Genomic DNA, 23,105 nt, shown 5'->3' with positions numbered 1-23,105 from the left:
AGTTGGCCATTGCCCGGACCTGGTGGTCGCGCCCGGGTACAGCGCAGCATCCGGCACCCGTCCACGAGCTACATGCCGGGTTGCCCAGACGCTATACCCAGGCAGAGACCTTCGCGCTGTCATGCTGACATAGATAGGGGAATGACCCGCTCCAGGCTACCAAAACTCGCGTGCGATGCTGCTGGAGCATGCCACAAGGAAATCGGTGATCGGCCTGGATTTCTTCTGCAGCAGGCTGCCGCAACTTCTTCATCCCACGCCCCAAAGAAAACTTTCCGATTACGTCGGGATGCCTGGATGCTCTGTGATGAGGCGGCCTAAGTTGGGGCCTCTTGCAAAGGAGCCTGTGGTACCGCGTGTTCCGATGGCACTTCATTGCTATGGCATCTGGATCGGCGTCGGCTCCCGTTGTGTCTGCGCGTTCACCAAGCCGAGGAAGTTTTGCTTGTCGGGAGCCGTCCAATCCTTCATCGCAAACGGAAGGCCTGACTGCAGCGGAGGTCTTTGTGGCGGATCGTTCGGGGCCAGGCTTGTTGCGGCGCCACCCGGCTTGCAGCTCCAGTGAGGCCTGGCTCAACGCCGATTCCAGCACCCGTGGTTTGACCAGTCTGAAGACTTCGCGCTTGCCTAATCCCAGCACCTGGACCCCACCGGAGAGAAGGCCACGGTAGGACTGGTGATGGTGTCCATGGACGACCAGCTTGGCGCGGCATGCCAGCGCGGCCATATCGATTCCGTAGAAGCCGCGGCGATGGCTGGACGGGGCCTGGTGGGTAAACAGGATTTCGACATCAAATGCATTCATGGCGGCCACGTCCTGTGGGAACACAGCATCCCTGAGGTTTAGGGGGAGCCCTCCGCGCCATCGCTGCGCTGGGTGAAGCTGGCGGACAAAGCCGCTCCGGGTGGGATGCCGCGGTGTTCCGTCGCCAGGCCGGGGCAGCCAGACCTCTTCCCTGAAGGTTCCCCCAAGACCCGCCACCCGCACTCCCCCCAGGTTTGCGGCACGGCCGTGCAGGTTGCCGCCTGGGTAGTCGCCCCAGAGACGGTCGAAGTAGACGGCTTGGTCAATATCGTGGTTCCCCGGAATCCAGCAAATCTGGACGCCGTCCTCGAACAGCGGTTGCAACTCCTGCCGCAGGGGACGGTCGAGGTTACAATCGCCTAGCAACACCACCGCCTCGGGCCTCGCTTCCCGGCACGCTTGCAAGAGAGGTCTGAAATCGCCGTGCGGGTCGCCGTATGCAATCAACCCTGAGCGCGCCTCATCGGCACGGCCAGATCGCCGACCTGCAGCCGCATTGTCATCTACCGGGTGCAAAGTCTTCACGGCTAGCATATCTCTGCGATCGATGTTTCCCGGGCCGTCAGAGAACTTAACTGCCCCTGTGGCAGCCATTGATCCGGCATCCGGCCGCTGGGTTTGCGGCTCCGATGCGACCAGGCCCGGCGTCGGCAACCTGCATAGCTTGAGCAGGAAAGAGATGTAATCGTCAGGCGTCTGGTGGGGCTTGCGTGCCAACTTGAGCATCGCTGGCGAGATAAGCGACGCCTCTGTGTCGGTGATGCTTGCTGCCGGAAACCCTCCGGTCATATGCCGGACCACAAAGCGGATGTCTGCCGCCGTCGGGCCGATCAGGCTGATACTGTGACGAGCCCGGCGGATGACGAAGGGTGGCAGGGAGGTTGCAGGATCCGCGGCAAACCCTGCGACAGTGAGGCCGTTCCACAAACACTGCCGCAGCCGGGTAACCTCATGTGGGTCATCTGGCCTGCGGGTACCGCTGGCCAGCGAACAAACGACTGCAATCCAGGCATCGGCCTCAAAAACCTCGCCATGCACAGGGTCCGCATGGCGCCGCCCGTTGTGCAGCAATTTGCCCCATGCCCGGCAGGTTGGGTCTGCCCACTCTGGCGTTGGCACCTTGACGACGGAAAGTGTACTGGGCTGGGAAATTAGCACCGTGTCGAGTTTGGCCGCCTCGAGACTGCGGGCCAGCATGGCAAGTGCAACGAGGAGGCCCGGATCAGGTGGACCTGGCGGAAGCATGCTGAGCGTCGTGGAGGCATGGCTCTTCTGGTTGCGGGACATAGGCGTTCCTCGAGATTGATATGCGGCAAACACAGGCTGGACCACGCGCATATCAATGCTGCCCCGCATTGAGGGATGATGCTCGCCGCTCTGAGGTTGTGCCGACTAATTCTTGAAGACGCTGTCATGACGAAAACCCGCTCGAAGAGGTGCTGACCGGCAGGGAGCCAGTGGGCTGCTCAGTTCGTCAGGGCTATGGTGGCGTTCATGATACCTGAGCTCTAGCCAAAGCAGCCGGGGCCTGTCGAGTCATTTTGCATTGCGTAACGAAAACGCGAACCTCAGCCGTGGAGAGAAATCTGAGTCGACTCCTGTTCCGCGATGAGTTATGCGGCCTGCATGCCTTTCGAGATAACCACCGCGCATTGACGTAGACGCTCCCCCAGCCCGGGGAGCTGTGTGGTTGTTGGCGTTCAACGCCGGACTCAAGGGGCCTGTCATGTCCTACCTGGCTGCTTCCGATATCCAGTCTATGACTTCTTCCGCGGCCGCTTGCCCGGACTCGATGACACCAGCATTCCTGAACCGTTCAGACCCAGCAGTGCTGCGGCGTCGTGGAGCTCGGTCATGAGCAGAGCCGCCCTGCTCCACGCAAGCCACTGTGGCCGTCCCGTTGAGGTGGGGGTGGCGACAGATGCCGAGGTGGCCGCATTGCAGGCGCCTGTTTCAGTCAAGGCACGGGATATGCTGGAACGCTGGACCTTGATTGCAATCCGCAATGTCTCCTTCAACGGGGTTGAGCTGCACGCGCTTGGATGGCGGCGCGGCTTGCAGAACAGCTGGATCACGTCCGCATTGACCATTGTGGATCTGCCCGCCCGTCTGGTCGCGACCCGATCCGGCAACGCCTACGGACTGGCCGAGGCCGACGTTGAAGGGCTGAGCCCTGAGCTGGCCGAGCACTTGGCCTATGCACTCAGCATGTGGGGGTTCAGCGATGTCCGGGTCTGACATGGAGCCACGCGGCCCCTCTGACTGCCTCGAGGAAGGCCAAAGGGTCGGGCGTTTCCTGCTGCTCCGGGATCAAGACGGCTGCATGCATGCGGTGGCGGCAGGATCGGTCAGCGTGCTCAGGGAGGCCGACGGCGCCACACTGGTGATGTTGTCAGGAGGTAAAGTTCTCAAGGTTGAGCGCGCACTCCATCGGGTGCTGGCGTGGCTAGACGGTCGGAACTAAATCAGATGAGCAAGTCCATGCTATCCATAAGTCTGGATTGGATGCTGCAAACGGAAGATGCGGTGACATTCCTTGCATGCAAACACTCCGAACCTGGGCGCCGTTTTAGCTGGAAACACTCTGGTCTGGCGTGCGGAAGCCGTTCTTCACTGGTCTGGCGCCAGGCAGGCCGTCTGACTGAGCAAAGAGCCACGTTCCAGCGGGCGTCCTAGGACCAAGTGCTATCTGAAGTCTCGCGTTGGCACCTTTATACCCGATCCGAGACGCAGGTCCGGAACATAGATATCGCGTATAGGCCGCCCGCCAGGACCGGCCCCTGGACCATCCCGTGGATCCCGCGCGGCAGGATGGGTCGCGCCATCTCCCCGGCCGTGCGTGATTGGGAATGGCTCGTCCCTGTTTCCAACAGTTCTGAGCAGATCGGACAGGTCTTCCAGATGGTCGGTCACGACATGGATGACCTCCCCCTCCCTCTGCACCTTCCCATGGCAGGCTATCATATCGGCCGACAATACGAGACGACGCTGCTTCTCAAAGCGGTCTGCCCACAGCACGAGGTTCGCGACTCCCGTCTCGTCCTCGATCGTGATGAACATGACGCCCTTGGCGCTGCCAGGTTTCTGGCGGACCAAGACAATCCCTGGGACAATGACCTTCCTGCCGTCGCGCATCGATTGCAGGTCACTGCAGGCCACCATCCGCCTGGCACGCAGCGTGCCGCGCAGGAATGACACGGGATGCTTCCGTAATGTCAGCCCGGTGCTGCGGTAGTCCTCGACGACTTCACCGCCTGCCTTCATGGGCCGCAGACGAATAGGTGGCTCGACCAACTCGGGTTGGGGCTGGCCAACTCCATCTGCAGCCGCAAACAGTGGCAACGTCGTCTCGGCTAGCCCACGCACTGCCCACAGAGCCTGTCGGCGATCAAGACCGAGGTGTTCGAATGCATCCGCTTCAGCAAGCCGCTCGAGCATGGCTGTCGGTATCCCGGCGCGGCGCCAAAGCTCCTCGATGCTTGTGTAGGGCTGTTCGCCCCGATGCGTCACAAGTTGCGCTGCATCAACGTCTTTCAGGCCCTTTACCAGGCGGAACCCCAGCCGCACCGCAAATCCAGGCCCGCCGTCGCCGCGGCGCTCGAGAGTGCAGTCCCAACGGCTGGCGTTGACGCAGATCGGGCGGACTAGAACTCTGTGCTCCCGTGCATCCCGGACGACCTGCGCCGGGGCATAGAAGCCCATGGGCTGGCTGTTGAGCAGGCTGGCGCAAAATATATCCGGGTGATGGCACTTCATCCAAGCGGATGCATAAGCAATCAGGGCGAAGGAAGCGGCGTGGCTCTCCGGAAAGCCGTAGCTGCCGAAACCCTCCAGCTGCCGGAAGGTACGCTCAGCAAACTCCGCTTCATAGCCGTTTTCGACCATGCCGCCGATGAGCTTGTCGCGGAAGTGGCTGACGCCACCCGTGAACTTGAATGTTGCCATTGAGCGGCGCAGCTGGTCTGCCTCGCCCGGCGTGAACCCCGCGCACTGGATAGCCACCTGCATCGCCTGCTCCTGGAAGAGCGGCACGCCTAGCGTCTTGCCAAGCACGCGCTCCAGGGCGGGCTTTGGGTAGTGCACCGGCTCCAACTTCTCCCGGCGCCTCAGGTAGGGGTGCACCATATCGCCCTGGATGGGACCGGGTCGGACAATGGCAACCTGCACTACGAGGTCATAAAACGTTGTGGGCTTCAGCCGGGGCAGCATGGACATCTGGGCCCGGCTCTCGATCTGGAACGTGCCCAGCGTGTCGGCCTGGCGAATCATCGCATATGTCTTCGGGTCCTCCGCCGGAATGGTGGCGATGTCCAGCGCCTGACCGCGGTGATCCTCGAGGAGTTCGAAGCTGCGGCGCATGCATCCCAGCATGCCGAGACCGAGCACGTCGACCTTCATCCATTTGAGGGCGTCGATGTCATCCTTGTCCCACTCGATGACTTGGCGGTCGACCATAGCGGCCGGTTCCAGGGGCACGAGCTCGTCGAGCCTGTCTCTAGTCAGCACAAAGCCGCCAGGATGGGTTCCAAGCTGGCGGGGAAACCCGATGAGTTCGCGCGCCAGGGTGATGGACAAGCGCAGGCGTCTGTCCGCCAAGTTGAGACTCAGCTCTTCCGCGTGTTTGGCCAGGACGCCTTCGTCCGACCAGCCCCAAAGCTGCTGTGCCAGCATGCCTGTGACATCCTCGGTCAGTCCCATGACCTTGCCGACATCACGGATGGCACCGCGTGCGCGGAAACTCATGACTGTCGCACATAAGGCAGCCCTGTCGCGTCCATAGCGGCTATAGACCCACTGGATGACCTCTTCGCGCCGTTCAGACTCAAAGTCGACATCGATGTCCGGGGGCTCGTGGCGTTCTGCCGATACAAAGCGCTCGAACAACAAACCGGAGCGGACCGGGTCTATGGATGTGATGCCGAGAAGGTAGCACACAGCCGAGTTCGCAGCAGAGCCACGCCCCTGGCACAAAATGCCCTTGGATCTGGCGTAGCAAACTATTGAGTTTACCGTCAGGAAGTAGGGTGCGTATTCAAGCTGGGCAATTAGCCGAAGTTCGTGGTCAAGCTGTTTCTGGACGTCAGGCGGCAGGCCATCAGGATACCGCATGGGAGCCGCCTCACGCACCAGGCGTTCAAGCCCTTGCTGAGGACCTTCATCATCGTGTTCCAGTTCATCCGGATACTGGTACGTCAAATCAGTAAGTTTGAATTGACAGCGCGTGGCAATTTCGGCTGACCGTGCTACCGCTTCCGGGTAGTCCCGGAAGAGACGGCCCATCTCAACGGGAGTTTTGAGGTGACGATCGGCAAAGCGCTCAAGACGGTATCCAGCCTCATCGATGGTGCAACCTTCACGAATGCAGGTCACTATGTCCTGGAGGATCCGTCGGCTGGGAGCGTGGTAAAGCACGTCGCCGGTCACTGCCGTCAGCACGCGCGCCGACTGGGCCATCTCGGCGAGCTGCCGGATGCGGACGGCGTCTCCTGGTCTGCGCCGCAAGCACAACGAAAGGTAGCACCTGCCGCCGAAGTCCTGGCGGAGGCGGGTGAGCTCCGTGCGCAGCCGTTCATCGGCCGCTTCAGGCAACAGGATGAGGAGCAAGCCCTGACCGTGCTCGACCAGGTCAGCCCAGCGGATTTCAAACCCTTCTTTGCCGCCTCGCGCTTTCCCCAGCGTCAGCAGGCGGCATAAGCGACCCCATCCAGCGCGATCCACCGGGTAGGCCAAGAGTGGAAGTCCGTCGACAAGGTCGAGACGGCAGCCAATTACAAGCTGGATGCCAGCTTCGATAGACCTGGCGTGCGCCCTTGCTATGCCAGCCAATGTGTTACGGTCGGCGATAGCGAGGGTATCCATTCCCAAAGCCTTCGCCTGGAGCAATAGCTCCTCAACACGGCTGGCGCCCCTCAAAAACGAGTAGTTTGAAGTTACCTGCAGTTCCACATAGTCCGGCATCAGTCGGAATTCGGATGCCGATGCCCACTGGTTGTCGGTGCGCCGCGGCCAGGCCGCTTCATCAGCACAAAGCCAGATCGCTCGAGATGGGCAATGAGCCGCTCAGCGGTGATGTGTGCCATCGCCTCGTCTGCGTGATGTACACGCTTGCGGCCGTCGAAGCGCAGCGCAAACGACAGCGTGTCACGTATCTCAGCCGTTGTAGCCTGGCGCAGAGCTGCCTTCTTGTCGTCGCTCACGTCAGCCCCCTCCAACTACCGGAACGAAGAGAGAACACAGGCGTGGCCCGGCAGCAAGGGCCTTTTTCGGGCGATCTCGTTCCTGGAATAGCAGCGCTGACGCTCAATCCTATGATTGTGATTGTGGTAGTTCGCCGACCTACAGTCGCGAGGGCAGCAAGCCTCGGCTGTTAACCACACGATTTCATGTTGGTCAGCCCCTAGTCTGATGTTGGAAGCGCGCTGCAGAAGCTAAGTCGTTGAGGGGAATCAGAATCGGCCTTCCCACGTTGCGGTAGCCAGGCAACAGGTGGTGTCCCGAAAGATGAGACATTGTGATGCCCATCGCCAGGCTGCGCCCAGTGGTCGATCTTCACCCATTTCAAGGCTGCTGTGATGGCCGAGCGGGCGGTGACGGGCAGTAGGATTGCTGCCTACAAAGCAGAGCGTGGCTTCAGCCTTACATCTGAGCCTGCGCCTCGCCGCGAGGCAGATACTAAGCTCTCCACGGAGCCGATGTTTGTCATACAGAAGCATCAAGCTCACCGCGCTGGCTTGCACTACGATTTCCGCCTTGAGCATGGTGGGGTGCTCTGGAGCTGGGCAGTCCGCGAGGGGCCGTCGCTTGATCCAGCAGACCGCAGGATTGCTGTGCACGTTGAGGACCATCCGCTCGACTACGCATCTTTCCAGGGCAGGATTCCAGATGGGCAGTATGGTGCCGGAACGGTGGAGACATGGGACAGCGGCACGTGGAAGGCGCTTGAAGACCCGGAAAAGGGGATGAAGCGGGGGAGCCTGCGCTTCGAACTGCGAGGGCAGCGCCTGCACGGCCGATTCACGCTTGCACGCGTGCGCCGTGATGCCAGAAAACAAGAAGGCTGGTTTCTCATTAAGGGGCATGATGAGTTCGCCTGGGATGGCGTTGACGCCCTGTCCCTGGAGCGGGACATCCCGCTTCCCACAAACCAGAAGCAAGGGCGCCAACGAGCTGCTGTCGCCAAGGTGCCTCCTGCATCGGGCGCTGTACTCTCCAGCCTGCAAGCGGTTCAAGAACCCCAGCTTTGCATGATAGCCGAAACAGCACCGACGGGTGCAGGATGGGTCAGTGAGATCAAGTTTGATGGCTATCGTCTTCTCGTAGTCAAAGATGGCGCCTTGGTCCGGCTTCTAACACGGAACGGTCGCGATTGGTCGGCACGGATGCCATCTGTTACCGAGGCCATTGCCAACCTTCCGGTCCAATCCCTCCTGATGGACGGCGAACTCGTATCGTTGCGTGAAGACCGCGTCTCCAGCTTTCCAGGTCTGCAGGCCGCACTGAAAGCCGGACATGATGACAAGCTTGATTTCTACGCTTTCGACCTTGTCCACGTGGATGGCTGGGACCTGAAAGCGTGCACCCTGCTTGATCGCAAGCGAGTCCTCCACGGTCTGCCTATTTGGAAGGGGATGCTGCGCTATAGCGATCATCACCCTGGGGAAGCTGACGCGATGCGGACGAATGCCTCGCGTCCGTTGCATTTTACCTTGAGCCAGTCAGCTCCGCGTCCAGGACGGTATGGAGCATCAGCCCTCTTACAGATAGTGCCCTCCAAACCCATCCGGCATTACCACTTGGGATGACTCCGCGTATCCCGAAGGCACTCTTGTGCTGTCCGGGCGTCGAGGCGATCGCCCGGATCAAGCTTCAACAACCTGTCAAAACAATCAGCAGCCGAACTATGGTCTCCTGCCTCAGCCAACGCGTCTCCCAGAGCCTTAATCGCCTGGAACCAGGGGCGCGCGCCGTGGACAGCTGCCAAGTTGCACTTATCCTCTACGAAACCCCAAAGCGCTGCTCCGGCCTCAACGGCAATATTCAGATACGCCAGACGTAGTTCCTCATCCTGGCATGCGGCCGCCACGACGAGGTTGGCCTCTATGCAGTCCGGATCACGCCTGAGCGCCCGGGTTGCGATGGCCAGGCGGTCGGCCTCATCGGTGGTCCGGTTCATGGCCTCGACAAATGGATCAGCCGGTCCTCGCTGGCGCAGGCCTTCGGCGCCTAGCTCCAGCCTTGATCCCCACTCTGCTCCTTGGATGACAACGCCCATTGCAACCTCCACCACGACACGAAGAAGGTCGCGCCGTCCGATGCAAGCGACCAGGGGATAGTCAAACCTGACCTATCATTTGATGATTTCTAGATATGCCAGCTAACAACGAAGAATGCGCTGGACACACAGTCTGTGTCAGACTAAAAGTGCCGCCGTCATGAGCAAGCAGATAAGCACGCACTGAGCGTCTTCGCCTCCAGGTTGCCTGGGGGTGCAACGGTTCCCTAGAACCAAGCTTGCCGGATAAACCATGCTTCAATCTCCACTGGCTCTCGATAGCAGTGCACGAGCGCGTTTTGGCACATCCGTCCCTGGGGGCACCTGGGTTTGCCAAGCCTGCCTGCCTGGATGCCGTGCCTCAATAACGCAGTTTCCCGTCTAGTCCGCCCGCGCCATCAAGGCGCGCCTATCCTCTCGTCGGGAAACGAGAATGCGCAAGCACTGCATCGGTATCGCCTCGGCTTCCAACTGGTCCCCGAAGTTCAAAACCTCCAAGGCCTGTAAGCCACGCTCAGATAAGCTCGGCAGCACCAGCCCAAACATCAAGTCGTGGTTTCCCACCGTCAAGGGAGCCGAGCGGATGGAGGGGCTGCGCCACTACTTCCACAAGCATATGGCCATGCTCCTGGACGCCCGGCCCGATGTGGATAGCTGGACGGCGCAGACCACGCCGATCAAGCTTGAGCTCTACGGCGAGCCGGTAGAATTCAAGCCCGACTTTATCATTGACGAGGGTCACCGAAAGCGGGCGATCCGGCTGCTACGCTCTGGAGTGACGCCATCCGAGAGGGGCCGGGAGAGACACGGCGCGGTGGCCAGGGCTTACCGCGAGGCCGACTGCCACTTCGATGTCATCACTGAAGAGGAGCTTCTCAGTGATGTGCGGCTGCCGATCGCCCGGGCGCTGTTCGTCAACCGTTTGCGCGATTGGAACCAGGAGATGCCGGGCAAGCTGGCCGATGCTTGGAGCCACAGATGCCCTATCGCGCTGGGCGAAATCCATCGAAGCCTGGGTGGCGATGCAGTGTCCTGGAACCAGCTGCTGTGTCTGGCAGCGTTTGGTTATCTCCGCCTCGACATCAACACGGGCCTGAATGCCGGTATGGCGGTGCTTGGCTTTGATGTCCTGGGGTATCGGCCATGAACCTGGACCTGCCCGCACGCGGGGAGACCGCACGCTGGAACGGCGGGACCTGGCGCATCGACGGACTTGGCGAGACAGGTGTCGCCCTCGAAAACGTCCTGACCGGCGAGCGCGAACAGCTCAGGCTGGCTGAATGGTTCGCTGGCGTCGAAGCCAAGGTTATCGAGCGGCGGGTTCGCCCTCTGGTGCTGCATGGCGATCGGCCGCGCAAGGGCGCCTACATGCGCTGGAACGACGCCACTTGGCGGGTCTGCGTGGTTCGTAGCGGCATCATCAGCTTGCAGGACGCAGCAACCGACGAGACCGGCTCCATTTCGCTTAAGGACTTCCAGGCCGCCTGCTATGAGGGCGACATCGAGATGGTGAGTGCGCCCGGTGCCGAGCTGGATGAGCGCACCCGGCAGATCCTGTCCATTCCCATCACCAGCCTTCCCCAAAGTGTACGGAAGCCGGTGGAGAAATTTGCGCTCTTCTTTGATGCCTGGCGAAATCCGGGTTCATTTTTCGCCCGCCACAAGCCGGAAGTGCCGGAGGAAGACCGTGTCCGCCCCCGATTCTTGTCACAGAAATACGTGGAGCCCTTCCTTGCCACAGTGGCAGAGGCACACAAGGTGTCGCCGCCCGCCTTTAGCACATGGTGCAAGTGGCTGACCAAAGTCGAGCGCGCAGGTGGCGACATCCGCGCAGTAGCACCCCGGCATGACCTGCAGGGACCTCACAAGCGCTACATGAATCCGCGCGTTGAGCAATGGCTCTCCGAAGCGGTGGACAAGCTTTGGCTCCAGCGGCGCAAGAACAAGAAGAATAAGGTCTACGCCGCACTTTTGGAGTTGGTTTCTAAGTGGAATAAGGATTTCCCAGGCCGCGCACTGACGTGCCCCAGCGAAGCTCACGTCGCGCGCTGGATGCGAGAGGAAGTCGACCAGTATACCGTGGCACGCCGCCGCGGGACCAAGGAGGACGCCGACCGGCTGTTCCGCCAAGTCGGCAAAGCCCCGGAGATCAAATGTATCCTGGAGCGGGTCGAGGTGGACCACTCCTTCATCAACCTGCGCGTCAAAGACGACAAAACGGGTGTCGTGCTCGGATGCCCGTGGCTCACGGCTGCCCTGGACAAGGCCAGCCGCATGCCACTGGCAGCCCACCTGAATTTTGAGAACCAATCCATTGGGGCCAACCTGCAGTGCCTTCGCCAGGCAATGTCACCCAAAGGGTTCCTGCACAAGCTGATTCCCGACCTGAACTATGAGTATCCGACTGGAGCTCCGGAGACCTTCTACTTCGACATGGGCCCAGACTACGTGAACGAAACCGTTAAACGTATCGGCCTCTCGCTCCAAGTCATGATTGACTACGAGCCTGTTGCAATGCCCGAATACAAGGGCGGCATCGAGCGCTTTTGGCGAACCCTGAAAGAGGACGTCATTTACGGCTTGCTCGGCGCAAAGCTGCCTGGCGAAAAGCAGGTTGCAGGCGTCGACGAAGATGGCGAAGCGTGGATTACGTACAGTGAACTATATCGCCGCATCTGGGAGTGGATCAGCTTGGTCTACGCCCGGTCCTATCACCGCGGCATCCACGACATTCCGCTGCGCGTCTGGCAGGAACAGGCCAGCCGCACGCTGCCGCGCGCGGTGCCCAAGAAAGCCGACCTCAATGTCCTGCTGACCCGTGTGGAAAAATGCAAACTTGATGTGCGCGGCGTCACCTTCGGTGGCCTGACATGGACGGAGGGGCCAGGCGCCCCGCTCAACCACATCATGCGCCATCCCTCTTTTCGCGAGGGGATGGAGGTCGAGGTGCGTATTAACGAGTACGACGTCTCCCAGGCCTGGGTCATCAACCCGTTCAGCCGCAAAGACGAGGAACTCAAGCCGCTCCTGGCTGACTACATGCGCGGCCTGTCCGTGTTCGCCCACGACCGCATCCTCAAGAACACCAAGAAACCCGAACTTGGGGCGCTCGACCAGCGCGCACTTATGGCTGCCAAGCAGCGGATGCGTGACCAGGAAGTGGCCCTGTTCGAGGCGGCAGCAAAAGCCGTCCGGGCTGGCACGGGTAACGGCAAGGTTGGCAGCCAGGTCGCCAAGTTTGCGGGCATCGGCCAGCAGGCCCCTGCCGGAGACAGTCTGGGCGACGTGCTACCCGCCACCCAGGACGATACCCCCGAAGTTCTGGCGGCACCGCTTGCCGACGTGCCACCTGTAGCATCCCGGGTCAAAACGCAGGCTGCGCGCCCACGCATTCAGGCACGCAGCCTGCGAAACGACAACTGAAAACAACCGAAAGGAACTTTGATTATGCCTAGCTTACAACATGACCGTGCCGGACTTGAGCTGAACATCAATGGGCTGCGTGAGGTCTTCGTGCCTTACGAACGGGTCACCAGAATCCAGGACGACATTGCCAAGCTGCACCGTCGTGACAACGGCGGTTCCGAGGGCGGCGTCCTGACGCTGCTTGGTGATACCCGCAGTGGCAAGACCAAAATCCTGCGCGACTACAAGGCCCGTTATCCGACTGTCGTCAATGGCCGCGTGAACGCCGAAGGAGACCCTGCCGACCTCATGGAAGTCGTGCTGCTACGCATGCCGGACACCACCACAAAAAATTTCCTGGAACGGTTGTTTTCCATTTTGGCCAATCTGACAATCAAGCAAGTTGCTGGTCAGGGCAACCGGCGCTTTGACATCCAGGACAACATTGTTGCCCTGGCCAAGACCGTGGGATTGCGGCTCATCCTGATCGAGGAGACCCATCAGGGCATCGATAGGAAGAAGACCGATGCAGCCAAGTTATTGGCTGGGGTCCTCAAGGACCTGACCAACGAGGCCCGGTTCTCAATGGTCATCTCAGGGACGTTCGAGGCCCAGCGGTTGCTTGATGCAAGCCCCGAATTGTCTGGACGCATCTTGTTCGACCACGAGCTCCAGCCCCTGGACTGGAATGTGACCGCCGAACGGATGATGTTCCTGGATGTCTTGCGCGAGCTCGACGAGCACCTCAAGGAATTCGTGTTCGGGCGGCTCTCGAACCTGACCGGTGAAGCTATTGCCAAACCCCTGCTCGCGGCCAGCCTGGGTCAAATCGGACATGCTGCAACCCTGCTCGAGGTTGCCGCGATGAACGCCGTGGACGAGGTGCTTGCCCGGCAGTGCCCAAAGATGACGCTCGAACACATCGCAGGGGCATTTTCCGGTTCAAGGTTGCGGCGGCAGAATCCCAAGTTGTTCACTCACGGGCAGGGTGGCGGTGGCGAGCCTGCCGACAACCCCGTCACCCGGCTTCGCGGTCGCACACGGCAGAGCCACAAGGATGTCGCCTTCAAAGGGTGACCCGGGCAGACACCTCTCCGTCGGCGCTACGCCACGCGCCGACGAGAGCCTGCCCGGCTTTATCATGCGCCTTGCAGACCGGACCCGATTTGCCTCGGCGGACAAGCTCGCCATCCTGGCGGGCCTGCGCCAGCCGGGCTCCGCGGCGACCAATGCCGATCTGTCCTCATTGGCGCTGTTGGCCAGGGCGGACGAAGCTCAGCTTGTCGCCATGAGCTATCGGCGTGCTGGACGATCGGCGCACCAGCATTTTCTCGGCGGCGAGATCAGCCGCGAGTTCATCCGGCTGGACTGCAGACGCTTCTGCCCGCAATGCCTGAGCCTATCACTCTACCATCGAGCGCGCTGGGACCTGGCGCTGGCAACGGCCTGTGGCGAGCACGGCGTGCGGCTCATCGAACGCTGCCCTGGCTGCCACAAGCGCTTTGGCTGGCGTGAGCCGGGCATGGAGCGATGCGCATGCGGTGCATACGCCTTGAAAGAATTCCAGAGTGTCTCCGGGCGCGAAGCGGTCGTTGCGGGCAAGCTCCTGGACCTGCTGGAACCCCATGAGGCGGCCTGGCTGGCCGCTCCACTCGCGTGCTGCAGCTCCGGGGATTTGCTGCGTCTGCTGATGTCGTTGGGCATGTTCCTGACCGCTTGGCCCCGTCAGCGGCGCATCGAAGCATTGGTTGCGGCAGGTCCCGACACGGTCGCAGGAGTAGTCGGTGCAGGCATGCAGGCTCTGGAGGACTGGCCTGCATCTATTCACGGCTTCCTGGCAAGGCAGGAGGCAATGTCCGCTGATCGGCGTGGCCGGTATGGTGCACGCAAGTCACTGGGAGCGTTTTACAACTGGTTGACCGAGATGGCCGCCGGTCCTGTCAAGGACGCTCTGGCGCAGGCCGCCGCAGGTTTTGTCGCACGCGATCCGGAGCTTGCCCGGCGCACGCATCGCTCCCGGCTGCTCGTTTGTGAGCAAGCCGTCCCGGCGCTGGGCTTGCTGGAGGCCGCCAAGCAGCTGAAGACGAGGGGCACCAGGGTCAAGCGCATAATGGCGGCGGGCTTGGTGCCCCCGGTAGCCAGCGAGGGGCGTGGCATCCCCATGCTGATCAGCCGCTCAGCGGTCGAACATCTTGCCACGGCCGTCTCGGATTCCATGACTCTGGCGCAAGCGGCCGCAGCACTCGGAATTTGCGTGCCCAGGATGCGATCCCTGGTCCAAAATGGCTTGGTGCAGCCGGTGCACCGCGGGCTGGCTGATGGCCGGGGCCCGTGGGCCTTTGCCCGCCAGACTGTCCTTGGCCTGCCGGATGAACTCGCCGCAGAGGCGTCGGAAGAGTGGAGCGGACGGACCATGGACTTTGATGCTGCCGCCGAAGCGCTCCGCCGCCGGGGTATCGGGCTGGCTGCCATGCTTGCCAAGGTCTCTGAAGGAAACCTGCAAGTGCGGCTGCGCGACAGGTCGGCCGTTGGACTCAAGCAGCTCAGGTTCTCTTCAGCCGAGGTACGCTGCCTGTGCCGGGCGCTGGAAGACCCGGAAAGCATGACGCTGCAGGCGGCGGCCGAGCGGATGGGCCTCAAATGGCAAGTCGTCGCCAATCTGGTCGATCGCGGTCTGCTCCCATCCTGGAATGGCCGCATTTCTGCAGCCGATACAAGCTGGTTCCTGGATGCTCATGTCAGCGGCGGCCAACTTGCACGGGAATGGAGAACATCTCCCCGCGCGCTGGCCGCCCGGCTGGAACGTGAGGGTGTCCTGCCGGTGGCGGGGCCTGGTGTTGACGGCTCGCGGCAGAATTTTTTTGCCAGGTCGAACCTGGGCGGCCTTGGCTAGGCGCAAATTTCGCCGGAGGCCCCTTCAAGCCGATGTGAAAGCTGCAGGCCGACCCCAACAGGCTACTTCAACAGCCGTGTCAAATCTTGCAGGTTAAAGGTCGTGGTTCTGCCAAGCCGGGAAAATGACAGGACCTTCACGCCTAAATTGGCGACCGCTGTCCCTACGGCTCCTGCGAGGTTATCTGGCAGCACCAGGATTTTTTGGTAGCCGCCTTGGAGCAATTGCTCATACAAGAACAGCTGCCCTATGGCCTGCTGCAGCTCCCCGGCAACGGTGGTGACTTTGATTTCGAACAACAGCTTTGCCTTGCCGAGCGTCCGCAAGTCCGGCCCCCAGCGTCCGACCCGACCATTGCTGTGCCCTACCTTGAGCGTATCCAGCGCCGCCGCCAGTGCGACCCAGACATCCGCATGTTTTCTGGTCACGATCTTAGGGCCCTGCCCACCTACCTTGTAGGTGCCGGTCTGCTCTGGAAAGCTGAGCTCGGCAGCCTCCACGCTTGCTTCCTGCTGTGCCGCTTCCGGGCCGTGCGTGTAGTGGGTCCTGACGCGGCTGCACTCCCGGACAAAGGCGGCAACCTGATTTTGCATGACCCGGGCAGACGCATCCAAATCGGCAACTAGATGGCACCCGACCACAGAGTTGTCCGCAAAAATAACACTAGACCGCCTGCTTGAGGAAATCCGGTCAAATTGGTTTTCCTGGATGTGGGCACCGGGAATGGACATCCGTCCGCGGTGCAAAACCCAGCGGGCACCATCCTGGGAGCGGGCCAGCAGGCCCTGCATGGTTTTGCTTGTGCCCCTGTCCGGTGGATTGATTTCGACAACTATGTTCCCGCGAAGTCTCGTCGGCGAGAACCCGAAGGCATTCCAAAAGCGGTTTGACCCGTCATCGCGCTTCCAAGCACTGAAATGGCCCCACATGCCTAGGCGCTTGTGCCAACAGGTTGAATTTCCGAGTCCTTGCAGCATTTCGGCGTCTTGGGCGAACTTGATATGGAAGTCTTTCATCGCCCGGCCGACGTCCTCTCGCTTTTCCATTGCCTGGAGCACGGACGTTTCTCCCGATATGCCTTCCGCACCCCTAAGAAGCATTTAGCGGACGGTCAACGGGCATCCTGGGATAGACAGGTGCCCTGACAAGGAAATAGCTTGGGCTCCAGCAAAAGCCGCAGGAGCCGATGGCTGTTCCCTCACGTCCGCAAGGACAGCACAGCGTCAGTGCCCGGCCGCGGCCGGATGAAAGCCTGATAGGTTACATTTTCCGGCTGGCAGCCCGCAGGTTTACCTCGGCGCGCGGCCTGGCGGAGGATTGTGGCTTCAACCGTTTGACCAATCGGCCAGAACCGGCCTGGCTGGCCGCCTTGGCTGAAACATCTGGGATGCCGCAGGCCGACCTACATGCAATATCGTATGGCATCCCCAACGATGCCGTGGGTTGGTTTCGGGGCCACGAGTTGGGATCCAATGCGTTTGACCGCCGTGGAGGGGTCGACCGCCGTGTCTGCCCCAGGTGCCTGGAGGAGGCGGACCATCATCGGGCCATCTGGGACCTTTTGTTTGTCGCTGCCTGCCCAATTCATAAGGTACGACTCGCCGACTGCTGCCGCACGTGTGGCGAGCCGCTGCGCTGGCTGGAGGGTCGCCTGCTGGTCTGCGGGTGTGGGGCCATCCTGAGGAGGATGCAGGCCGAAGCCCTTTCGGACGCAGACCTGCGCGGCACCCGGGCGGTCTACGGCCTCTTGGGAGATAGCAATTTTGCGGCCGAGGCGGCTCACGTTCAAGGGTTCGAGCCTTTCCGGGACCTTGCACCCGGCAAAGTCGTCGAATTCCTGTTTCGCATAGGACTGGAGCTGGTGGCACCCCGCTCAAAAGTGTTCTCCATGGACCAGACCGGCGAGTTAGCCTGGGAGGCGCATGTAGCCCTGAGCCGGGGCCTGGCGCTGGCCGAAGCCTGGCCCGGTGCCTTCCTGGAGACATTGGCAATCATGAAGGAACGCGCAGCAGGCACTCCGGGGTTTGGCCTGCGCCAGTCAGTCGGCCCGGTCGAACGCTGGCTGGACCGCCTGCCACCTGGCTCCGGCACGGCCATCCGGGAGGCGTGTGCTGAATTCCGCAGCCTGGTAACCGCACAAAAGAAGAAGAGTGTGCAGCGCATGGAATCTGTCAGCAAGCAAGCTGAGAATGCCGAGTAGCTAGTAGTTTCAGGAGCTTACCGCGAGGAAACCGTGAGTCTCTGGAATTCTGCTCGGAGCAGTTGCCAGTCTCCGGAATTGCGCTCGGTAGTCTCGGGATTAACTGTTGGCAAGGACTCGATATCAATAGGTTAGGGTGGATTGAGTCTCTGGAATTGTGCTCGCCTACATACAGTATTGAAGCAATCACTGAGATGTTCGACGGGATTTGGCTGCCGCTCCTGATGCGGAAGCCTTGAAGGACGTTCAATCGGGCTCTTCGACGAAATAGCCAACGGTGCGGGTGACCTCCACCATAAGATCCATCACCATGCGGGTTCGGCCGACATCAGTGGTCACACGGTCAGCGACAAAAACGCGGCCGACACCCAACGGCGGCCGTGTGGCAATGGGGGTCAGGGCACCGGATCCGCGGTAGGTCTCAACCATGCGGAAGGGAAAGATTCCAATCCCCACACCATCTGCCACCAACTGAGCCGCGGCGTTCACGCTGGTACAGAGACAAAGCGGGCCCGGCTGCGCTGCGGCATCTGCAAACCAGCCGATGGTGTTCCGGTACATGGAGGTGGGGGCCGGCGTCGTCACCGTCGTCAAATGGGCCAGGTCCTGTGGCCGGCTTAGCTTCGGCAGCCGCAGCCGCGGCGAAGCGGCCCAAACGTTGCGCTGTGAGCCCAGTGGTAGCAGCCGGATGTCGCGATGGCCGAAGGCATCCACGAGGAGAGCTAGATCGAGTTTGCCGTCGACCAGGTCTCGCTCCAGCCCGTCGCTTGTTGTCACAGTCCACTCCGGCCGGATCTTTGGAAAGGCTTGCGCGACCGCTGAGACGAGGCTCGACATGCAGGCCGTGGCGAAGCCCTCAGCTAAACCGATCCGGAAGGTGCCCTCCATTTGACCCAAAGCCGTTGCGTTTTGCATATCCTGGTAAGCGTCGAAGACCCTGCGGACGTGGGCGGAAAAAGCGTGGCCAGCCGTCGTCAGACGGATGCCACGGCCGTGCCGCTCCAGCACCGGAGCACCTAGCTCGGCCTCAATCTGCCGAATGCGGAGGGAGACTGTGGGCTGGGAAATGTCCAGTTTGGCAGCCGCCTTAATGACCGACTGGAGCTGACTCACCCAATGGAACGCCTCGATCTGCGCAAGGGTTATGCGATTCATTAGGAATCCCTATGGGTTCGACATCGAATATCCTATTGGACCGGCCACTAAACAACGTCTAGTGCAATAAAGCTGAACACTCATTCATGAACGCCGACGCCAGATCGGCAACGACACTCTTATCGGGAAGAAGCCATGACGCATCGCCGAGCGTGGATTGCCGCGCTGCTCTTCACTGCGGTCATTATCAACTATATGGACCGCATTGCGTTCTCCGTGGCCTCGAAACAAGTTGTCGCGGAATTTGGCTTCAACCCGATCCAAATGGGTTACCTATTCTCGGGTTTTCTGTGGACTTATGTGATTTGCCTGATACCAATCGGCATTCTGGTCGATCGCGTGGGTGCGCGGCGTATGGTTGGCGGTGGTATCGCAATCTGGTCCGCGGCGACGATGGCGACTGCTGGCATGACGGGTTTTGTTTCCATCCTGGCTGCCCGGCTGGTGATGGGGGCCAGCGAGGCGACCACCTACCCCGCGGGCGGACGGGTGATACGCGATTGGTTTCCCGAGCGGGAACGCGGCCTGGTGACGACGTTATTTAACGGTGGGTCGTCCGCTGGACCAGCAATAGGCGCCATTGTGGCCGCAGCGCTGGTCAGCAATTTCGGCTGGCGGCCCGCTTTCGTCATGCTTGGTTTGCTGGGCTTCGTCTGGCTGGTCGCCTGGCAGATCTGGTATGGCGCGCCTGAGACCGTTCGATGGTTGCCGGAAATCGAAAAGGCCAAGATCCTCGCGGAGCGGAACGGTGGGAAACCGGACGAGGCGGCGACGACCACGCCACCGTCAACGCTGGGTTACCTGCTGTCCCAGCGCAGCGTATGGGGCCTGGTCATTACCCAGGCTTGCCTCGTCTACACCGCATACCTCTTCCTCACTTGGCTGCCGAGTTACCTGCAATCGTCTCGCGAGTTGTCGACGATGAATAACGGGTATCTCACGGCGGTTCCCTACCTCGTGACCATGGTCCTGGGGCTTGCGATCGCCCGTTTTAGCGACCGAGCGCTGTCGTCCACCGCCATCCAAGCCGGGCACCGCCGCCGTTTTATTGCCTGCATGGCGCTGCTCTCACTGACCATCTTGCTGGCCCCGATGGCCGGGAATATCTGGCAACTTCTGGCGATCCTGACGTTGGTCCTGACGGGCTCGACGACGGGGGCGGGTCTAAACTTCACATTAGCCAGCGACCTGCTGCGTAATCCGCAGGATGTGTCCCGCGTGATTGCCATCACCGCGTTCGGCGGAAACACATTTGGCCTGATTGCGCCGATCATCACTGGGTACGTCGTCTCCGGCACGGGCGGCTACGACTGGGCTTTCCGTGTGGCAGCCGCGCTATTGCTGCTCGGCGCCGTCGTCACCCTGACGATGACCCGTAAGCCCATCCAAGCTCAGTACGCCTAAACTGCGGGAAGCCTCAAGAATGCAACACCATTACGCTCGCCCACGCCGCCTGGTGACGGATGACGTCCGGGCCGCAGTCTTAGAAGACTTTCCTGAGATCGCATGGATACCGGATGCGGGTCTCCGTGCGAAAGCCGTTGAGGCTTGGGGCTACGCTTTGTGCTGCTCCGACTTCAACCGAATCACGGATATCCCCCCGGAAGGCAACCCCGGCGCACCCGTTCTGCGCCGCGGCACACAGGCAGACCATGTGCGCGGGGTCGTCCGCTACACCAAAGCCATCGCCGAGGAATTCGCGCAATCCTATCCGGAGTGCGTCATCGATTGGGATGTGCTCTACGCAGGTGCCGTCTGCCACGACGTCGGCAAGCCGTTCGAGTTCGACCGGGCAAACCGCCAGCGCTGGGAAGCCGACCCGGCCGATAGCGGCATGCCGACCTTCCGCCACTCCGTCTTCGGGATGCATGTATGCCTGACCGTCGGTCTGCCGGATGAGGTCGCGCACATTGCGGTTGGGCATTCTTTTGAGGGTCTGCACATGGGCGTCAGCACGGAGTGCACGATCGTCCGGCAAGCCGACCACGGCTGGTGGCATCTCGCCGGGGCGCTCGGCCTCGTGACGCCGGAGACGGTCGGGGTGCTCTCAGCCAATCTGCGCGCGCGCTCCGCGTAACCCGGCGCTACTGCGGGGCGGGCCCGAACCCTGGGGCGGTCGCCGCCGCGTCAACGATGACGGCCGCATCGCCAGGCAGCAGGAACCGCTGCCGCAGCAGGGTGCGGGTTGCCGCGCGGATCGCCTCCTGGTAGGTCGCCCGGTCCTTGAAGTGGGCGTGGATCTGCTCTGCCGTAAAAGGGATGAACGAGCCGCTCAGGTTGCAGGAGCGATCCGAGAGCGGCAGGTTCTGCTCGCCATACACGCCGAGCGGCGCCGCCACGTCCGGTAGCTGGATGCCGCCTTCGAAATTGCCGTCCGCCCGCCGCTTGGGCACCTGAACCGTCGCATCGGGGAGATGCTTCGGCGCCTGCAGCACCACCGGGTCGCCGGGCCGGGCCTCCAGCGGCATCAACAGGCTGGGCGGCGGCGGCCGATTTCGGGACACCCAGGCATCCAGGTTCACCAGCGTGGCCCGCATCACCGGCGACCAATCCAACGTGTCACGCTGCTTCTCGCAGCCTCCTCGCGGGTTGCGCTCGTGCGAGGCGCCGGCCACGTCGTAGACGCGGACATTGGGTGGAAACGGCACGTCCGCCGTGCCATTTGCGCCGGTGCGGGCCAGGGACGCGCGGATACTGAAATAATCCGTGGTCATGTTGGTGACCAGCATCCGGGGCGGCACTTCGCCACGCCCCGTCAATTTGGCCACGATGTCCGCCCAGGTGAACGGCGGCTCGTGCACGCCGCGCAGATCCGGGTCGGTGAACCGCGGCGTCAAGAAGGAGGAGGATTGCGGCCCTGTGTTCTCCGCCAGCACGGCGGCCCGTCCGCCGGCACTGGCCTGGATGTGCATGCCGTCGAACACCCGGCGGCCATCGACGGTGTTGAAGCCTTCGATCAGTATGGTCTTCAGCAACCGCGCGGTCTGCGAATAGCCCACGACCAGGGTGCGATTCACCTGGCCTTCCATCGGGTTTGGGGTGCCGGCATCGTCGTGCCCGGCGTTGCGCAGGAAGTCGACCAGGTCGCGGATCGCCGCCAGCCCGACACCCTCCGCGTAAATCATTTTGCCGTCTGGCCCCGAATGGCCCGGCAGGTCGATGCCGGTACCAAGCTCCCACGAGGTATAGGCCATCGAGAAGCCCCGGCTTTCCAGGAATCCCGTCCCCGCCTCCAGCGAGCCGACCGGGATAGGCACGGCGCGTGGGCTGTTATACAGCGCATGCGAGATCGGGCGGCCCCGGTTGGCCACGTCGAACAACAGGGCGCCATTGCCGGCGTTTGGGTCCTTCGGGTGTATCAGGATGAAAGGGCTGGCATACGCGACCATGCCACGCTCGGTGCGCGTCGCTGTGGCAAGGCCGGGAATGGCCTCGTCGGGTGACAATTCGCCCACTACGCGGCCTTCGGTGCGGACGAATTCGCCGGACGCGAAGGTGCCATAAGGCTGGGTCGAGGTGATCTCCAGCCGGACAACTCGCGCTTCCGCGGCCACCGTCAACGCTAGCCATCCGGCCGCTGCCAGGATCAGTCGCATGCTCCGTGCCCCTGTTATGATTTTGTTGTGATGCTAGAGCAATGTCCGCTGCGAGGCCACAAGGCGGACACACGCTCGGCCGTGAGATCGATGCCTATTCTAGCCAGGGAAACGGGATGACAGCGCCGGAACGCTGGCACGGCAGGGTCGCCGCCAGATACAGGGCGGCGCGGAAGTTGACGATGCTGCCCTACACATCTGGGATCACCGCGCGGTCATGCATCTCGCCCAACGCAACCCACGCGAGACACGCCCGTGCAGCCGCGCAGAAAGGAAAGCAAATGGGTTGCGTCGCCGACTGGGCAGTGGCGAAGACCCGGGAATCTTCGCCACTGCCGACGGATGAGGTCGCGGGTAGTCAGTTGGCGGCCTGCAATTCCTTCATCGGGAGATCGACACCGATCGACTTGCGGTAGATCGCGTTCAGCTTTCCGTTCGCCAGATTTTCCGCAACCCATTTGTCCAGCCAAGCCTTGAGTTCGGGCTCTCCCTTCCTCATGCCGATGCCGAGCGGCGTCGTCTCGATTAGAAACTTTTGTTCGTAGTTAGCACCACTCGCCTCATTCATCGTCTTCATCGAACTCGGTGTGCCGGCAGCAATCTTGACTTGGCCGGAAACCAGCGCGGTCACCACCGTCGGCCAATCTTCATACCGCTTGATTTCGGCCCCCTTCGCATTCTGCGTGACCGCCTTATCCTCAGACGTGCCCCGGGTGATGCCTATCACTTTGCCGGCTAGGGTCCGGACCCATAAACATCTTGGCGCGACGCGTGGTGTC

The 23,105-nt window shown here is 61.6% G+C and carries 16 protein-coding genes and 2 pseudogenes; 10 read left to right on the top strand and 8 right to left on the bottom strand.

Annotated features, from left to right (window positions below; all coding sequences use genetic code 11):
* Positions 1-91: 91 nt before the first annotated feature.
* Positions 92-2,092 (bottom strand): metallophosphoesterase, encoded by a 2,001-nt coding sequence (locus GSQ76_RS29590; RefSeq protein ID WP_158747680.1) that lies wholly within the window; start codon positions 2,090-2,092, stop codon positions 92-94.
* Positions 2,093-2,659: 567 nt separating this feature from the next.
* Between GSQ76_RS29590 and GSQ76_RS29585 the strand changes: the two genes are divergently transcribed.
* The gene (locus tag GSQ76_RS29585) at positions 2,660-3,043 is read left to right on the top strand and encodes a hypothetical protein (RefSeq protein WP_158747679.1); all 384 of its coding nucleotides are present in this window, start codon (positions 2,660-2,662) and stop codon (positions 3,041-3,043) included.
* A gap of 447 nt (positions 3,044-3,490) precedes the next feature.
* Here GSQ76_RS29585 and GSQ76_RS29580 read toward each other — a convergent pair whose 3' ends face one another.
* The gene (locus GSQ76_RS29580) at positions 3,491-6,763 is read right to left on the bottom strand and encodes an error-prone DNA polymerase (RefSeq protein ID WP_158747678.1); all 3,273 of its coding nucleotides are present in this window, start codon (positions 6,761-6,763) and stop codon (positions 3,491-3,493) included.
* Positions 6,763-7,002, bottom strand: coding sequence for a hypothetical protein (locus tag GSQ76_RS29575; RefSeq protein WP_158747677.1), 240 nt, complete (start codon positions 7,000-7,002; stop codon positions 6,763-6,765). The genes GSQ76_RS29580 and GSQ76_RS29575 overlap by 1 nt, the downstream gene beginning before the upstream one ends.
* 375 nt (positions 7,003-7,377) lie before the next feature.
* Here GSQ76_RS29575 and GSQ76_RS29570 point away from each other — a divergent pair, with 375 nt between their 5' ends.
* The gene (locus tag GSQ76_RS29570; RefSeq protein WP_158747676.1) at positions 7,378-8,607 is read left to right on the top strand and encodes a DNA polymerase ligase N-terminal domain-containing protein; all 1,230 of its coding nucleotides are present in this window, start codon (positions 7,378-7,380) and stop codon (positions 8,605-8,607) included.
* Here the strand turns inward: GSQ76_RS29570 and GSQ76_RS29565 are convergent.
* Positions 8,592-9,077 carry a tetratricopeptide repeat protein gene (locus GSQ76_RS29565; RefSeq protein WP_158747675.1) on the bottom strand — a complete coding sequence of 162 codons (486 nt, stop codon included), beginning with the start codon at positions 9,075-9,077 and terminating at the stop codon, positions 8,592-8,594. The genes GSQ76_RS29570 and GSQ76_RS29565 overlap by 16 nt on opposite strands.
* A gap of 433 nt (positions 9,078-9,510) precedes the next feature.
* Here GSQ76_RS29565 and GSQ76_RS29560 point away from each other — a divergent pair, with 433 nt between their 5' ends.
* Genes GSQ76_RS29560 through GSQ76_RS29545 form a run of 4 tightly spaced genes read left to right on the top strand, consistent with a single transcriptional unit; the run spans position 9,511 to position 15,375 of the window.
* On the top strand, positions 9,511-10,224 hold the full coding sequence (locus GSQ76_RS29560; protein ID WP_158747674.1) for a hypothetical protein: 714 nt from the start codon (positions 9,511-9,513) through the stop codon (positions 10,222-10,224).
* Entirely contained in the window at positions 10,221-12,500 is a 2,280-nt protein-coding gene (locus GSQ76_RS29555) for a DDE-type integrase/transposase/recombinase (protein WP_158747673.1), read from the top strand. Before GSQ76_RS29560 ends, GSQ76_RS29555 begins: the two co-directional genes overlap by 4 nt.
* Before the next feature lie 24 nt (positions 12,501-12,524).
* Positions 12,525-13,559: a TniB family NTP-binding protein gene (locus GSQ76_RS29550; protein WP_158747672.1), complete on the top strand. Its 1,035-nt coding sequence runs from the start codon at positions 12,525-12,527 to the stop codon at positions 13,557-13,559.
* Positions 13,540-15,375 (top strand): TniQ family protein, encoded by a 1,836-nt coding sequence (locus GSQ76_RS29545; protein ID WP_256367035.1) that lies wholly within the window; start codon positions 13,540-13,542, stop codon positions 15,373-15,375. The genes GSQ76_RS29550 and GSQ76_RS29545 overlap by 20 nt, the downstream gene beginning before the upstream one ends.
* Positions 15,376-15,437: 62 nt before the next feature.
* Here the strand turns inward: GSQ76_RS29545 and GSQ76_RS29540 are convergent, their stop codons facing one another.
* A complete protein-coding gene (locus GSQ76_RS29540) occupies positions 15,438-16,433 on the bottom strand; it encodes a hypothetical protein (protein WP_158747670.1) in 996 nt (331 codons plus the stop codon).
* A gap of 128 nt (positions 16,434-16,561) precedes the next feature.
* On the opposite strand from GSQ76_RS29540, the pseudogene GSQ76_RS32985 reads away from it, so the two are divergent.
* Positions 16,562-16,963 (top strand): annotated as a pseudogene (locus tag GSQ76_RS32985) (TniQ family protein); the annotation flags it as partial.
* A 99-nt stretch (positions 16,964-17,062) separates the two neighbouring features.
* Positions 17,063-17,575, top strand: a complete 513-nt coding sequence (locus GSQ76_RS32235; RefSeq protein ID WP_254070707.1) for a hypothetical protein — start codon at positions 17,063-17,065, stop codon at positions 17,573-17,575.
* 246 nt (positions 17,576-17,821) lie between these two features.
* Here the strand turns inward: GSQ76_RS32235 and GSQ76_RS29530 are convergent, their stop codons facing one another.
* Entirely contained in the window at positions 17,822-18,730 is a 909-nt protein-coding gene (locus GSQ76_RS29530; protein WP_158747668.1) for a LysR family transcriptional regulator, read from the bottom strand.
* A gap of 135 nt (positions 18,731-18,865) precedes the next feature.
* Here GSQ76_RS29530 and GSQ76_RS29525 point away from each other — a divergent pair, with 135 nt between their 5' ends.
* Together GSQ76_RS29525 and GSQ76_RS31490 are read left to right on the top strand one after the other, a co-directional pair.
* Positions 18,866-20,134: an MFS transporter gene (locus GSQ76_RS29525; RefSeq protein WP_158747667.1), complete on the top strand. Its 1,269-nt coding sequence runs from the start codon at positions 18,866-18,868 to the stop codon at positions 20,132-20,134.
* A 250-nt stretch (positions 20,135-20,384) separates the two neighbouring features.
* Positions 20,385-20,807: an HD domain-containing protein gene (locus tag GSQ76_RS31490; RefSeq protein WP_216851349.1), complete on the top strand. Its 423-nt coding sequence runs from the start codon at positions 20,385-20,387 to the stop codon at positions 20,805-20,807.
* A 7-nt stretch (positions 20,808-20,814) separates the two neighbouring features.
* Here GSQ76_RS31490 and GSQ76_RS29515 read toward each other — a convergent pair whose 3' ends face one another.
* Both GSQ76_RS29515 and GSQ76_RS29510 read right to left on the bottom strand, forming a co-directional pair.
* Positions 20,815-22,326, bottom strand: coding sequence for an alpha/beta hydrolase domain-containing protein (locus GSQ76_RS29515; protein WP_158747665.1), 1,512 nt, complete (start codon positions 22,324-22,326; stop codon positions 20,815-20,817).
* 358 nt (positions 22,327-22,684) lie between these two features.
* A pseudogene (locus tag GSQ76_RS29510) lies at positions 22,685-23,105 on the bottom strand (transporter substrate-binding domain-containing protein); the annotation flags it as partial.

It is taken from the genome of Acidisphaera sp. L21 (genome assembly GCF_009765685.1).
Lineage (GTDB): Bacteria > Pseudomonadota > Alphaproteobacteria > Acetobacterales > Acetobacteraceae > LMUY01.
Note: the sequence above shows the minus strand (reverse complement) of the source record. Positions and strands in the feature narration are given on the sequence as shown.